A 13,637-nucleotide genomic window follows, 5' to 3' on the forward strand; every position below is an offset into this window, starting at 1 on the left:
GCCATCTGCAACGACAAGGCCTCGTCATGACCTCCAAGCTGGAACAACTCAAGCAGTTCACTACCGTGGTCGCCGACACCGGTGACCTCGACGCCATCGCCCGCCTGCAACCGGTGGATGCCACCACCAACCCCTCGCTGCTGCTCAAGGCGGCTGCCCTGCCCCGCTATGCCGATCTGCTGAGTCAGGCAGTGAGTGCCGGCAAGGGAGAGCTCGGCCTGGCCTGCGATCACTTCGCGGTAGCCGTCGGCCAGGAGATACTCAAGGTCATTCCGGGCCGCATCTCCACTGAAGTCGATGCGCGCCTGTCGTTCGACACCGACGCGACCCTGCGCCGCGCCGAGCGCCTGATCGGTCTTTACGAAAAAGCGGGCATTGGCCGCGAACGCGTGCTGATCAAGATCGCCTCGACCTGGGAAGGCATCCGCGCCGCCGAGCAGCTGGAAAAAGTCGGCGTGCAGACCAACCTGACCCTGCTGTTCGCCTTCGCCCAGGCTCAGGCCTGTGCCGATGCCGGCGTCTTCCTCATCTCGCCGTTCGTGGGGCGCATCTACGATTGGCACAAGAAGGCCGAGGGCCGTGACTTCGCAGGCAGCGAAGATCCGGGCGTGCAGTCGGTCAAGCGCATCTACGACTACTACAAGGCCAACGCCTACGACACCGTGGTGATGGGTGCGAGCTTCCGCAACCTCGGTCAGATCGAAGCACTGGCCGGCTGCGACCGCCTGACCATCAGCCCCGACCTGCTGCAGAAACTGGCCGAGGACGATGGCCAACTCAGTCGCCAGCTTGCCCCTGGCGCTACCGGCGAACCTCGCCAGAGCCTCGATGAAGGCGGCTTCCGCTGGGCACTGAACGAAGACGCCATGGCCACCGAGAAACTGGCTGAAGGCATCCGCCTGTTCGCCCGCGATCAGGAAAAACTCGAAGCGCTGCTGGCCGCAAGGGCCTGAATGACAAAGGGGCGTCAGCCAAGCTGACGCCCCTTTTCAATACTGCGCGACCAAACCCTGGGGTGCGCCATGCGCACCAGCGACTACCTTTGCAGGAGTCGGTGCGCATGGCGCACCCTGCAGAAAGCGGGAGGTCAGTGGCGCTCGAGTGCGCTGACCAGATCGTGAAAAGCCTCGCGGTTGGAGTCGTTGAGCCCCATCAGGATGCGATGCGCTTCCAGTACCTTGGCCTTCACCACCTCTTCGGACTGATCCTGCGAAGGCAGATCATCCAGGCAATCCGGGCAGGGAATCGGCCGGTCGACGATGTTGAACACCTGGTCGAACCCCATGGACTCCAGCAGACGCGTTATGTCGTCGTGAGTGGTGACAACGGTCGGCAACAGGCCCACCTTCTGCCGCGACAGAATGGACAGCTTCGCCAGCAACCCGAGAGTCGTGCTGTCGATACTGCGGGTTTCGGTCAGGTCGATGACGATGGCCGAAAAATTCAACGCGGTGAAAATCTTTTCAATCGTGGCATCCAGAGCTGAACACAGCGTCAGACGGACTTCACCGACGAACTTCAGGACGAAGGTTCCATCCTGCTCGGCGAATTGGATGCGACCGGGGCTTATCCCAGGATTCATGCAAGGTTCCTGCTCAACACCAGCAAGGCGATATCATCCGGCATCTCGCCCAGATTGGCCAGACCGAGAACTTGACGCAAACCGCCCAGCGTACCGCCAGCCTGGCTAACCAGTTGTGGCAGCGCCAATTCCTTCTCTTTAAGCGTGTCGCCCGGCAACAGGTCGAGAATGCCGTCGGAGAGCAGGGTCAGGCTGAAAGACTCCGGCAGCTGCATCACCAGATCGCCGTACTCGGCTTCTTCGAACAGACCGACCGGCAGGCCGCGGCCTTCCAGGTAACGCGCCTGGCCATTCTCGAACAGCACCGGCAAGGGCAGATGCCCGCCGATGCTGTAAGTGAGCATGCCGCTCTCCTCGTCGATCACCCCGCCGAGCATGGTCACGTGCTTGCCCAGCTTGCAGTTGATCAGGCCACGGTTGATGTGACCGAGCACATCGGAGGGCTTGAATTCCGGCAGCGTGCCGCCACGTCGCCACTCGTAGAGCAGACGCGTGGTCATGAACTTGAGCAGCACGGTGACGAATGCCGAGGACGCACCATGGCCGGAGACATCGGCCAGATAGAACGCGATGCGCCGATCGTCGATACGGAAGTAATCGACGAAGTCACCGGACAGGTACAACGACGGAATGATCTGGTGCGCGAAATTCAGCCCATCGGCCTGCCAGGGCGTCACCGGCAGCATGTTCATCTGCACCTGACGGCCAGCGTTCTGGTCTTCCTGCAACAGATGCAGGCTGGCCTGGAGCTCACGGTTGGTCGCTTCCAGCTTCTCGCGATAGGCCTGGTTCTCGACACGCAGACGCGCACGATCCAGCGCGCGGCGCACCGAATGCTCCAGCACCGCCAGGTCTTCGAGAGGCTTGATCAGGTAATCGGCAGCGCCGAGACGCAGGGCTTCGACGGCATCGTTCATCACGCCGGCGCCGGAAACGACGATCACCGGCACCTCGACACCCAGCGCGTTGATACGTCGGATCAGTTCAAGACCGTCGACCTGCGGCATGCGCAGATCGCAGATCATCAGGTCGGGACCTTCCTGCTGGAACACGTCCAGCCCCTGCAAACCGTTGTTGGCCTGCAACACCTTGAAGCCGCTGTCCTCGAGGTAGGCCGCGAGGCTTGCACGTACGACATCGTCGTCGTCGATGATCAGCAGAGTGGCACTGGTTTTGTGCATGGGGTATCCAGGCAAACTGCGCCAGGGCAATTTTGGTCACTGCCCGTGGCGCGGCGCCGCATCTATGGCGCCAGGGCGATTTCAAGGGGCAGACGGTACTCCCATCTGCCGGCCGATTCAAGCCGGGACCGGTCGTCGTTCGGCGGCTTTACAGGTCAAATCGACGAGGGTTATAAGAGCCGCGGGAGAGCTCATAAGAAGAGGACAGGGTCCATGAGTCAGAATGATCGAGCGTACAGCGAGAAACGCGACTACATCCGCATGCGACTGGAAGCTGCAGTCGTCCTCCATCATGCTGGCCAGGAAATTCCTGCACTGTGCCTGGATCTTTCCAGTACCGGCATGCAAATCGAGGCCGAAGTTGCCCTGAGCATGGGCGACAAGGTCAAGGTCCACATCCCTTCGGAGCACAGCGAACTCGCCGGCCTCGACGCCCAGGCAGAGGTCGTGCGGGTGGGCGATCTGGGCGACGGTCGTCAGTCGCTGGGCCTAGCAATCATCTCCATGAGCTGAAATCTGCATTTACGAAAAAGGCGGCCTTCAGGCCGCCTTTTTCGTATCCACAGGACTTAGAAATCGTCTTCGACCTGCCCATCCTTGACCTTGAACTCACGGCTCTGCAGGTAGGCGTTGCGAATGAAGATGTACTTGTCGCCGCTGATCAGACGCTCTGCCTGCAACAGGTTGGCACGAGTGTCGACCACCTGCACGCCACGGGTGACGTTACGGGTCGGCACGTGGTCCATGTACGGATACGGCGTCAGGAAGCTGTCCGGTACTCGACCCGTGGCATCACGCACGGTGCTTGGGCCGAGAAGCGGGATGACCAGGTAAGGGCCGCTGTTCAGGCCCCAGGCGCCAAGGGTCTGACCGAAGTCTTCGTCGTTCTTGCGCAGGCCCATGTGCTTGGCCACGTCGAAGAAGCCCAGTACGCCGAAGGTGGTGTTGAAGATCAGGCGACCGGTATCGACGCCGGCGTTGTGCAGCTTGCCCTGCAGCAGGTTGTTGGCCAGGTTGCCGACGTCGCCGATATTGCCGAACACGTTATGCACGCCATCTTCGAGAAACTGCGGCGTGACAGCCCGGTAACCCTGGGCGATCGGCTTCAGCGCATAGGTGTCGACGGTATCGTTGAAGCGGAAGATCGGGCGATTGAAACTTTCCCAAGGGTCTTCTTCCGAAGCGGCCTGACTCATCGCAGGCAGCAGGCTCAGGCCGACGAGGGCCATCAGGCCACCCAGGCGCGAGATCCAGCGAGCACCGATCACATGCATTTAAATCTCTCCTTGAGGAAAACAATGTGGCCACCGCCAGCAGGCCGAATGCCGCGTAGTATAAAGCCTGAAGCCCTGATTGGGCAGCATAGCGAAGAAAAGCGATGACCGACGAGACCCTGCTGCACACTGCACACATCCCCGTACGCTGGGGCGACATGGACAGCTACGGGCATGTCAACAACATCATCTACATGCAATATCTGGAAGAGGCCCGCGTCGCCTGGTTCGAGCTGGCCGGCGTGCCGATGAGCAACGTGCCGTTCGGCCCGGTGGTACTGCAGACCCAGCACACCTACCTGAAACCGGTGATACACCCCGCCACCGTGGTGGTCGAACTGCGGGCCGGCGCGGCGGGGCGCAGCAGCCTGGTGATCGAACACCGGCTGACCACCGTCGAAGACCCGCTCACCGTCTACGGCGAGGGTTACTGCAAACTGGTGTGGATCGACCATGAAGGCGGCCGGTCGGTGGCCCTGCCGGAGCATGTACGCGCCCTGTTCAACGTCATCTAGCGGTCACATTGCGGTCATCCTTCGGCGCTAGATTGGCCTAGGCCAATGCCACGGATGATCCCATGCCCTCCCCCTGCACTGCCCTGATCCTTCAACTGTCCGGCTGCCTGGTCGACTTCGGCGCCCGCACGCTACCCGTCGCGCTGCAACGACTGCATCCCGAGTGCACGACGTCGAACCTCGCGGCTGCGCCGCAACAGGCACTGGACGCCTGGTTAGGCAAACCGGCAAGCGCAGCACAGCGGCAGGCGCTGCAACAGACGCTGAGCGAGGTGGCCGGCGACCATGCCGAGCTGACCCCAGGTGCTGCACAGCTGCTGCAAACCCTGCATGCCACCGACACGCCCTGCGCCTGGCTGGACGACCTGCCAGCCGATGCCAGCCTGCGCCTGGCCGAAGCGCTGCCCACGCCCATCGAAGCGGTACTGGCGCACCAGGCCAGGCCGTGGCCGGCACCAGACAGCTGCTGGCAAGCCTTGAGCCAGCTGGACGTCGAGCGCCTGGATGGCTGCATCGTCGTCAGCGGCAATCCGCTGCTGCTGCAAGCCGGGCTCAATGCCGGCTGCTGGACCATCGGCCTGGCTGCCTGCGGCCCACTCTGCGGCTACGCCCTGGCCGACTGGCAGGCACTTGACGCGAGCGATCAGGAACACCTGCGCGCCCAGGCCACGCTGCAACTCTATCGCCTGGGCGTGCATTCGGTGGTCGATCACCTGGGGGAAATCGAGGCCAGCCTGGACGATATCGGCGTGCGCCGCAGCAAGGGCGAAAAGCCCTGAGCCTTTGACTCGGATCAGGCAAAGCCGGCCCGCTTGGATTAACCTTCAGGTACGGGTTGAAAACTTCCAGCGCCGCTGGGGGTCAATGCCTAAGCTGATTCGATAAGGAGAACTCTATGCCAGCAAGCGACCTGCAGCAGCAACTGGAAGCCCTCCAGCAACACTTGGCCCAGGACACGCCGCTCAGCGAGGAAGAACGCGCATCGCTTTACCTGCTGACCCAGGAAATCGAAGTGCAATTGGCGCGTGAGGCGGCCTCGGCGCCCGACGCCACGCTGGTCGATGGCGTCAATCTGGCGGTGGAACGTTTCGAGGCCAGCCACCCCACCCTCGCCGGCACCCTGCGCAACATCATGCAGAGCCTGGCCAATATGGGTATCTGAATGCCCTGCCCCGGCTAACATCGAGCAACTCAAGCAAATGCCGCCATTGGGCGGCATTTTTCATGGGCTACTGGCGTGCCAGGCGAGCATTTTCCGGCGTGATCGCCTCGCTGCTGCGGTACGGATTGATATCCAGCCCGCCGCGACGCACATAACGCGCATAGACAGTCAGAGACTGCGGCTGCAGCAATTGCTGCAGATCGAGGAAGATGCGCTCCACGCACTGCTCGTGAAAATCGGCGTGCTGACGGAAGCTCACCAGGTAGGCCAGCAGGCTGGCATGATCCAGCGCCGCGCCGCGGTACTGCACCACAAGACTGCCCCAGTCCGGTTGGCCGGTGACCGGGCAGTTGGACCTGAGCAGATGGCTGTGCAGGCGCTCTTCCACCACCCGACCGGCATCGCAACGCAGCAGCTCGGGCTGCGGGTGATCGTACTGGCTGACGCGGATGTCCAACTCATCGATGCACTGACCCGGTAGCGTCGCCACGCCCTCCTCAGAAACCTCGGCCAGCGAGCGCAGGCGCACCGCCACCGGCTTGCCGGCCACCGCCGACAGATCACGCACCAGCGTCGCTTGCAGCTCATCCCAGGTGGCGAAAGCCGATTGATTCAGGGAATTGAGGTACAGCTTGAAGGACTTCGACTCGATGATGTTCGGCGAGTCTGCAGGGATGGCGAACTCACCGATGGCCACTACCGGCTTGCCGGACGGCAGCAGCCAGGACAGCTCGTAGCAGTTCCAGTAGTCCACCCCCTGATACGGCAGGCTGGCGCCATCGAGGCCCAGCTCCGCCCACTTGGTGGTACGCGAGATGGGAAACAGCAGTTCGGGGCTGTACTCGGCGATGTACTGGCTGGACTTACCCAGCGGGGAATGTTCGGCGGGGTGCTGCATGGCGGGTAATCCAGGGTGGCGAAAAACCGCGCGAGTTTAACGGGTTGACCGGCCAGCCGCACGCACCAAGCCAGATACGATCTCATCGTAGGGTGCGCCATGCGCACCGGCAGTTTGCAAAGCCAACACCATGGGAGTGGGCTGTAGCAGCGACAAGAGCTTGCCGCCAAAGCACCTCGCACAGGTACCTGCCACGAGATCGAGAAAGCCGGTGCGCACGGCGCACCCTACGCCTCGGCCGGCTCGTCTTCGATCACCCGCAGCGGCGCCCAGCGGCGCAGCAGCAGGTACAGCGTCGGGATCACGTACAGAGTGAAGAAGGTGCCGACCAACAGCCCGCCGACGATCACCAGGCCGATCTGCTGACGGCTTTCCGCGCCGGCTCCGCTGGCGATGGCCAGCGGCAGCGAGCCGAGCACCATGGCGCCGGTGGTCATCAGGATCGGCCGCAGGCGCTGCACCGAGGCCTCGATCACCGCGTCACGCAGCGCCTTGCCCTCGCGCAGCAAGTGGTTGGCGAACTCGACGATGAGGATGCCGTGCTTGGTGATCAGGCCAATCAGGGTCACCAGACCAATCTGCGAGTAGATGTTCCAGGTGCCGCCGAACAGCTTCAGCGCCAGCAAGGCGCCCGCCATCGACAGGGGCACGCTGAACAGGATGATCAGCGGATCGCTGAAGCTCTCGAACTGCGCAGCCAGCACCAGGAAGATGAACGCCAGTGCCAGGGCGAAGATCAGCAGGATGCCCGAGCTGGACTCCTTGAAGTCGCGCGAAGTGCCGGTGTAGTCGTACTGCGTCTCTGGCGGAAATGCCTCACGGGCGGCGACTTCCAGATGATTGAGCGCCTCACCCAGTGTGTAGCCGGTGCCGACGTTGGCACTGATGGTCACCGCACGCAGCTGGTTGAAGTGATTGAGCTCGCGCGGCGCCACGGTCTCACGCACCTCAATCAGGTTGGACAGCTGCACCATGCCGCCGTCGCGATCACGCACGTAGACCCTATCCAGGTCCTGCGGGTTGCTGCGGTCGATATCCTGCAGTTGCACCATGACGTCGTACTGCTCGCCGTTCTGCTTGAAGCGGGTCACCTGGCGGCTGCCGAACAGGCTTTCCAGGCTGCGCCCGATCACCGACACATCGGTGCCAACCGCTGTTGCCTGCTCGCGGTTGACGGTGATCTTGAGCTGCGGCGAATTGAGCTTGAGGTCGCTGTCCAGCCCCTCCAGCCCCGGATAATCACGCATGCGCTCCATCAGCTGATCGACGTAGCCCTGCAGCTCGGCGTATTCCATGGACGAGCGCACGACGAAGTTGATCGCCTGGTTACGCGCGCTCTGCCCCAGCGGTGGACGATTGACCGGCGTCACGCGCATGCCGGCGATGTCCTGCAACTGCGGCAGCAACTCGTTGCGAATCTCGAATTGGGTACGCGAGCGATCGCTCCAGTCCTCCAGCTTCATGAAGGAGATGCCCTGGGCCACCGTGGGGAAACCGGCGATCATCAGATAGCGATTGGTCTCCGGGATGCTCGCGTAAGCCGCCTCGACCTCACGGCCGTAGCGCGCCGTGTAGTCGATGGTGGCGCCGTCCGGGCCATTGAACACGCCGACGATGGTGCCGGTGTCCTCGGTTGGCGCCAGCTCCGAGCGCAACCCGCTGAACAGCCAGGCGCACAGCACGAAGGCACCGAACAGCACACCCAGCACCAGCGGCCAAGCGTGCAGCGCACGATCCAGGCTGTGCTTGTAGTTGTAGGTCAGGCCATTGAGGAAGCCTTCGATGAGGTTGTACACGCGCCCATGGCGCTGCTCGTGCTGATGCGGCCTGAGCATCACCGCGCACATCATCGGCGTCAGCGTCAACGCCACGAAACCCGAGACCAGCACGGCGCCGGCCAGGGTCCAGGCGAACTCGGTGAACAGCTTGCCGGTGGTGCCCTGCATGAAGCCGATGGGCGCGAATACCGCAGCCAGGGTCAGGGTCATGGCGATCACCGCGAAGGCGATCTCGCGGCTGCCCTTGAAGGCAGCCTGCACCGGCTTCATCCCCGCCTCGATATGGCGATGGATATTCTCCAGCATGACGATGGCGTCATCCACCACCAGGCCGATGGCCAGAACCATGGCCAGCAGGGTCAGGGTGTTGATGGTGAAGCCCATCAGCGACATCAGGGCGAAGGCGCCGATCAACGAGACCGGGATGGTCACCAGCGGAATCAGCGTGGCGCGCAGCGAACGCAGGAAGATGAAGATGATCAGGATGACCAGCGCCACCGCCTCCCAGATGGTGGTGAAGACGTTGTCGATGGAGGCACGGATGAATTGCGAGTTGTCATTGGCCACGGTCATGTTCATGCCAGCGGGCAGCAGCGCCTGGACGTCGTCCCAGGCAGCCTCGAGGCCGTCGGAGATATCCAGCGGGTTGGCCGTGGCCTGCTTGACCAGGCCCAGGGTCACGGCAGGCAAACCGTTGAAGCGCACCACGGTGCGCTCGTCGCGCGGCCCCACCTCGGCGCGGCCAACATCGGACAGGCGCAGCAGGTAACCTTGCGACTCGTCGAGAATCAGCTCGTTGAACTGCTCGGGAGTGCGCAGATCGGTTTCCGACAACACGCTGAACTCGCGCTCGCGTGACTCGATGCGCCCAGCCGGAATTTCCACGTTCTGCCGGCGCAACGCGGCCTCCACATCCTGCACGGTGAGGTTGTGTGCGGCGAGCTTTTCCGGGTCGAGCCAGATGCGCATGGAGAAGGTACGCGCGCCGCGCACCTGCACTTCCGATACGCCGGGGATGGTCTGCAGACGGTCCTTGATCACCCGTTCGAGCAGGTCGGTGATCTCCATGGCGCTGTGCTGCTGACTGTGGAAGGCGATCCAGATCACCGGCTGAGCGTCGGCCTCGACCTTCTGCACGATAGGCTCGTCGACTTCGTCCGGCAGCAGGCTGCGCACCCGCCCCAGGCGATCGCGCACGTCATTGGCAGCCTCGTCGGCGCTGCGACCGAGGCGGAACTGCGCGGTGATCTGGGTGTTTTCCGCGCGGCTGATGGAGGTGACGAAATCCAGTCCCTCAATGCCCGAGAGCACGTCTTCCACCGGCTGCGCCACCTGCGATTCCATGATTTCCGGACTGGCGCCGGGATAGGTGACCTGCACGGTGACGATGGGCACGTCGATATTGGGGTATTCGCGCACGTTGAGGCGGTCGTAGGCCATCAGCCCCAACAGCACCACGATCAGCGACAGAACGGTGGCGAATACCGGCCGGCGAATGCAGACGTCGGAGAGTGTCACGGCTGGCGCTCCCCGCTCTTGGTACGCACGGCCAGCCCCTCGCGCACACGCTGCCATCCGGCGCTGATGATGGTCTCGTCGCCCTGCAGGCCTTCACGCACCTCGACCAGCCCGTCGAAACGCTTGCCCAGCGTCACCTCACGGTGCTCGACCTTGCCATCGACCACCAGGTTGACCAGCAATTTGTCGCCCTGCGGCATCACCGCTTCCTCGGGAATCACCCGCGCATTGGGCCGTTCTTCGAGAATCACCGAAACGCGCACGAATTGGCCCGGGCGCAGGCGGCGGTCATCGTTGCCGATGTGCGCGCGGATCGCCTGGCTACGCCCGGCTTCGTCCAGTCGCGGGTTGATGGCAAAGATTTCGCCGCGAAAGCGCTCGCCCGGGTAGGTGTCGAGCGTGATCTCCACGGTCTGGCCGAGGCGCACCTGGGCCACGGCCTTCTGCGGAATACGGAAGTCGACCTTGAGCGGGTCGAGCACTTCCAGATTGACGATGTTCTGCCCGGCACTGAGGTAGTCACCGACACTGGCCTGGCGCAGGCCGAGCGTGCCGTCGTGAGGGGCCTTGATCTGGGTCTTGTCGAGCCGCGCCTGGGCCAGCGCCTGGCTGGCACGCGCGGCCTGCAGCTGGCTCTGCGCTTCGTCCAGCGCCTGGGCATTACTGGCACCTCGCTGGAACAGCATCTGCGCACGCTGGTGGTTCTTCTCGGCGAGGTCGAGATTGGCACGCGCCTGGGCGAATTCGGCGCGGGCAATCGCATCATCGAGGCTGATCAGCAGGTCGCCGGCGGTCACCGCCTGGCCCTCGCGGAAATGCAGAGTGGCCAGGCGACCTTCGACTTCCGGCCGAATCATCACCGACTCGTCGGAGCGCAGCGAACCGAAGGTGATCAGCTCGTCACGTACCTCCACCTGCCGCACCGACACGACCTCGACCATTGGGCCGTCGGCTGCACTCACAGGCGCAACGAAGGTACCCAGCAACAACCATGGAAGAGCACGCAACAGCACGGTCATGATCAGCCCCTTTTTTTCGGTAGAGGCGGAGTCTAACCGGCTGCTGCGTCACTGACAGATGCGCAAGTTATTTCGCTATGTTTTTTCGGTCGTCGCCACATTCTGCAGGAGCGGCTTTAGCCGCGAGAATCGCGAATAAATACGCTCCTGCACAGCGGCAAACGTCACTGACGCATGCCGCGCCCACTGACCAGCAAGCGGATGCACAGCGTGTACAGCGCGGCGGTGGCCAGCAGCATGAAGCCGATGGCCACGCCGATGCGGATATCGGACACCCCGAGAATGCCGTAGCGGAAGGCATTGACCATGTGCAGGATGGGGTTGCCCAGCGACACCGTTTGCCAGAACGGCGGCAACAGAGTGATGGAGTAGAACACCCCGCCCAGGTAGGTCAGCGGTGTCAGCACGAAAGTAGGAATGATCGAGATATCGTCGAAGTTGCGCGCATACACCGCGTTGACGAAGCCGCCTAAGGAGAAGATGGTCGCCGTCAGCAGCACCACCAACACGGTCACGCCCAGGTGATGCACCTGCAGCTGAGTGAAGAACAACGACAGCAGCGTGACGATGAAGCCCACCGCCAGACCGCGCAGCACGCCACCGACGACGAAACCGATGAGGATGGTGTGCGGTGATACCGGCGACACCAGCAACTCCTCGACGTTGCGCTGGAACTTGCTGCCGAAGAAGCTCGACACCACGTTGCCGTAGCTGTTGGTGATCACCGACATCATGATCAGCCCCGGCACGATGTACTCCATGTAGCTGAAGCCCCCCATGTCGCCGATCTGCCGGCCGATCAGGTTACCGAAGATCACGAAGTACAGGACCATGGTGATCGCCGGCGGTAGCAGGGTCTGCGGCCAGATGCGCACGAAGCGGCGGATTTCACGGTGAACGATGGTACGTAGGGCCACCAGGTTGGCGGCGAATTCGCTGTTGAGGTACTGAGAAGTCATTGCGCCACCTTGGCCAGGTTCTTTTCCACCAGGGAGACGAACAGCTCCTCCAGGCGATTGCTCTTGTTACGCAGGCTGAGCACCTCGACCTGCTGCTGCGCCAGTTGCTGGAACAGCGCGTTGAGGCCCTGGCTTTTCTCCACCTGCACTTCCAGGGTGTGGTGATCGACCAGGCGTGCCGGATAGCCCTGCAGCGCCGGCACTGAGCTGTAGGAATCCTTGAGGTCGAAGAGAAAGGTCTCGACGTGCAGCTTTTTCAGCAGATCCTTCATGCTGCTCAGCTCGACGATACGGCCGTGGTCGATGATGCCGATGTTGCGGCACAACTGCTCGGCCTCTTCTAGGTAGTGGGTGGTCAGGATGATGGTGGTGCCCTGCTTGTTCAGCTCGGTGAGGAAGCTCCACATCGAACGGCGCAGCTCGATGTCCACCCCGGCAGTCGGCTCGTCGAGGATCAGCAGGCGCGGCTGGTGCACCAGTGCACGGGCGATCATCAGGCGGCGCTTCATGCCGCCGGACAGCTCGCGGGAAGCCACGTCACGCTTGTCCCACAGGCCGAGCTGAGTCAGGTACTGCTCGGCGCGCTCCTTGGCGATCGAACGCGGAATGCCGTAGTAGCCGGCCTGGGTGACGACGATGTCGAACACCTTCTCGAACTGGTTGAAGTTGAACTCCTGCGGCACCACGCCCAGGCAGCGCTTGAGCGCGTAAGGCTCGCGGTCCAGGTCATGGCCGAACACGCTGACCGTGCCGCTGCTCTTGTTCACCAGCGTGGAGAGCACGCCGATGGTGGTGGACTTGCCGGCGCCGTTGGGGCCGAGCAAGGCGAAGAAGTCCCCTTCGGCAACGTCCAGATCGATGCCGTGCAGGGCCTGGAAGCCGTTTCCGTAGGTCTTGGTCAACTGGCGAATGGTCAGGGCGGCGCTCATGAAGATGGGGTTTCCCGCGCGAGAGTGAGGTCGTTATAGATGAGGGCGAAGACGCTCGATTGCAACCGCGTGTTTCGTCCGCTCATTGCTGGCATGCACCCTACCTACCCTGACGCGCGGAGAAAAGGCCGTCCTGCCGATCTTGATTATCGACTCAGTCGATAACACTGACCTCACGCTGCATGTCGCCACTCAACTGCAACGCACCGGCCTCGAACAGGTGCGGATAACAGACGCGCAGATGATCGAAGAACAGCTGCTCGGGCAGATCTTCGAACTGACCGTGGTCGTGCAGGTACTCCATGTAACGCTCGCCCCTGTCGTTATAGGGGTGAAAGACGCTGTCATGCACGCCGTCGAATTCCAGCGGCGCTACCTTGAATACCCGGCACAGCGCCTCGTTGAACGCCGGCGTGGCCTTGACCCAGCGCCCGTTAAGATGGAGTTCGGTATAGCCGTGCATGGCGAACACCTCGCTGCGCAGCAACTCCAGCAGGCGCGGCGTGGACAGGTGATTGCGCACGTCGGCCAGGCCGATACGCGCGGGAATGCCGCAATGCCGGGCGCAAGCAGCGAGCAGATTGGCCTTGGGTACGCAGTAGGACTCAGCGCTCGCCAGCGCATGGCTGGCCTTCAATGTCTGCGCATCGAGACTGAAGGCATAGGGGTTGTAACGAATCTCGTCACGTACCGCGAGATATAGCGCCACAGCCTGACCGAGCGGTTCTCGTGAGGCGCCACGCCAACGCTCGGCGAACTCGACTACCGCTGGGTGGTCACTGTCAATGAAGCGGCCGGGACGTAGACAGGTCTGCATGACGG

At 62.7% G+C, this 13,637-nt stretch carries 14 protein-coding genes; 5 read left to right on the plus strand and 9 right to left on the minus strand.

The annotated features are described in order from the left end of the window. Window positions 1-26: 26 nt before the first annotated feature. A complete protein-coding gene (gene tal, locus ACN0X6_RS12615) occupies window positions 27-953 on the plus strand; it encodes a transaldolase (protein ID WP_417704330.1) in 927 nt (308 codons plus the stop codon). 134 nt (window positions 954-1,087) lie between these two features. Here the strand turns inward: tal and rssC are convergent, their stop codons facing one another. Both rssC and rssB read right to left on the minus strand, forming a co-directional pair. Continuing rightward, a complete protein-coding gene (gene rssC / locus ACN0X6_RS12620; protein WP_026088796.1) occupies window positions 1,088-1,570 on the minus strand; it encodes an anti-sigma factor antagonist RssC in 483 nt (160 codons plus the stop codon). 8 nt (window positions 1,571-1,578) lie between these two features. After that, complete coding sequence (rssB, locus tag ACN0X6_RS12625; RefSeq protein WP_417704332.1) at window positions 1,579-2,763, minus strand: two-component system response regulator RssB; 1,185 nt, start codon at window positions 2,761-2,763, stop codon at window positions 1,579-1,581. Between the two features lie 213 nt (window positions 2,764-2,976). Between rssB and ACN0X6_RS12630 the strand changes: the two genes are divergently transcribed. Beyond that, window positions 2,977-3,276, plus strand: coding sequence for a PilZ domain-containing protein (locus tag ACN0X6_RS12630; RefSeq protein ID WP_417704334.1), 300 nt, complete (start codon window positions 2,977-2,979; stop codon window positions 3,274-3,276). A 56-nt stretch (window positions 3,277-3,332) separates the two neighbouring features. Here the strand turns inward: ACN0X6_RS12630 and ACN0X6_RS12635 are convergent, their stop codons facing one another. Then, window positions 3,333-4,037 carry a VacJ family lipoprotein gene (locus ACN0X6_RS12635; RefSeq protein WP_417704336.1) on the minus strand — a complete coding sequence of 235 codons (705 nt, stop codon included), beginning with the start codon at window positions 4,035-4,037 and terminating at the stop codon, window positions 3,333-3,335. A 104-nt stretch (window positions 4,038-4,141) separates the two neighbouring features. Between ACN0X6_RS12635 and ACN0X6_RS12640 the strand changes: the two genes are divergently transcribed. From ACN0X6_RS12640 to ACN0X6_RS12650, 3 genes are all read left to right on the plus strand, one after another. Next, complete coding sequence (locus ACN0X6_RS12640; RefSeq protein ID WP_417704338.1) at window positions 4,142-4,552, plus strand: acyl-CoA thioesterase; 411 nt, start codon at window positions 4,142-4,144, stop codon at window positions 4,550-4,552. A 62-nt stretch (window positions 4,553-4,614) separates the two neighbouring features. Continuing rightward, window positions 4,615-5,331: an HAD family phosphatase gene (locus ACN0X6_RS12645; protein WP_417704340.1), complete on the plus strand. Its 717-nt coding sequence runs from the start codon at window positions 4,615-4,617 to the stop codon at window positions 5,329-5,331. 116 nt (window positions 5,332-5,447) lie between these two features. Continuing rightward, window positions 5,448-5,714, plus strand: a complete 267-nt coding sequence (locus ACN0X6_RS12650) for a DUF4404 family protein (protein ID WP_021490580.1) — start codon at window positions 5,448-5,450, stop codon at window positions 5,712-5,714. A 67-nt stretch (window positions 5,715-5,781) separates the two neighbouring features. Here ACN0X6_RS12650 and queF read toward each other — a convergent pair whose 3' ends face one another. The 6 genes from queF to ACN0X6_RS12680 form a co-directional block, all read right to left on the minus strand. Beyond that, window positions 5,782-6,612: an NADPH-dependent 7-cyano-7-deazaguanine reductase QueF gene (queF, locus tag ACN0X6_RS12655; protein WP_417704342.1), complete on the minus strand. Its 831-nt coding sequence runs from the start codon at window positions 6,610-6,612 to the stop codon at window positions 5,782-5,784. 227 nt (window positions 6,613-6,839) lie between these two features. Continuing rightward, window positions 6,840-9,908, minus strand: coding sequence for an efflux RND transporter permease subunit (locus ACN0X6_RS12660; protein WP_417704344.1), 3,069 nt, complete (start codon window positions 9,906-9,908; stop codon window positions 6,840-6,842). After that, window positions 9,905-10,927 (minus strand): efflux RND transporter periplasmic adaptor subunit, encoded by a 1,023-nt coding sequence (locus ACN0X6_RS12665; RefSeq protein WP_417704346.1) that lies wholly within the window; start codon window positions 10,925-10,927, stop codon window positions 9,905-9,907. Before ACN0X6_RS12665 ends, ACN0X6_RS12660 begins: the two co-directional genes overlap by 4 nt. 164 nt (window positions 10,928-11,091) lie before the next feature. Beyond that, entirely contained in the window at window positions 11,092-11,886 is a 795-nt protein-coding gene (locus ACN0X6_RS12670) for an ABC transporter permease (protein ID WP_074680473.1), read from the minus strand. Beyond that, window positions 11,883-12,815, minus strand: coding sequence for an ABC transporter ATP-binding protein (locus tag ACN0X6_RS12675; RefSeq protein ID WP_417704348.1), 933 nt, complete (start codon window positions 12,813-12,815; stop codon window positions 11,883-11,885). Before ACN0X6_RS12675 ends, ACN0X6_RS12670 begins: the two co-directional genes overlap by 4 nt. A 154-nt stretch (window positions 12,816-12,969) precedes the next feature. Further along, on the minus strand, window positions 12,970-13,632 hold the full coding sequence (locus ACN0X6_RS12680; protein ID WP_417704350.1) for a transglutaminase-like domain-containing protein: 663 nt from the start codon (window positions 13,630-13,632) through the stop codon (window positions 12,970-12,972). Between the last annotated feature and the right edge of the window lie 5 nt (window positions 13,633-13,637).

The organism is Pseudomonas sp., assembly GCF_048269965.1.
Classification (GTDB): domain Bacteria; phylum Pseudomonadota; class Gammaproteobacteria; order Pseudomonadales; family Pseudomonadaceae; genus Aquipseudomonas.

Coding starts and splice junctions, on each gene's coding strand:
- tal (WP_417704330.1), top strand. CDS start 27: ATGACCTCCAAGCTGGAACAACTCAAGCAGTTCACTACCGTGGTCGCC.
- rssB (WP_417704332.1), bottom strand. CDS start 2,763: ATGCACAAAACCAGTGCCACTCTGCTGATCATCGACGACGACGATGTC.
- ACN0X6_RS12630 (WP_417704334.1), top strand. CDS start 2,977: ATGAGTCAGAATGATCGAGCGTACAGCGAGAAACGCGACTACATCCGC.
- ACN0X6_RS12635 (WP_417704336.1), bottom strand. CDS start 4,037: ATGCATGTGATCGGTGCTCGCTGGATCTCGCGCCTGGGTGGCCTGATG.
- ACN0X6_RS12640 (WP_417704338.1), top strand. CDS start 4,142: ATGACCGACGAGACCCTGCTGCACACTGCACACATCCCCGTACGCTGG.
- ACN0X6_RS12645 (WP_417704340.1), top strand. CDS start 4,615: ATGCCCTCCCCCTGCACTGCCCTGATCCTTCAACTGTCCGGCTGCCTG.
- ACN0X6_RS12650 (WP_021490580.1), top strand. CDS start 5,448: ATGCCAGCAAGCGACCTGCAGCAGCAACTGGAAGCCCTCCAGCAACAC.
- queF (WP_417704342.1), bottom strand. CDS start 6,612: ATGCAGCACCCCGCCGAACATTCCCCGCTGGGTAAGTCCAGCCAGTAC.
- ACN0X6_RS12665 (WP_417704346.1), bottom strand. CDS start 10,927: ATGACCGTGCTGTTGCGTGCTCTTCCATGGTTGTTGCTGGGTACCTTC.
- ACN0X6_RS12670 (WP_074680473.1), bottom strand. CDS start 11,886: ATGACTTCTCAGTACCTCAACAGCGAATTCGCCGCCAACCTGGTGGCC.
- ACN0X6_RS12675 (WP_417704348.1), bottom strand. CDS start 12,815: ATGAGCGCCGCCCTGACCATTCGCCAGTTGACCAAGACCTACGGAAAC.
- ACN0X6_RS12680 (WP_417704350.1), bottom strand. CDS start 13,632: ATGCAGACCTGTCTACGTCCCGGCCGCTTCATTGACAGTGACCACCCA.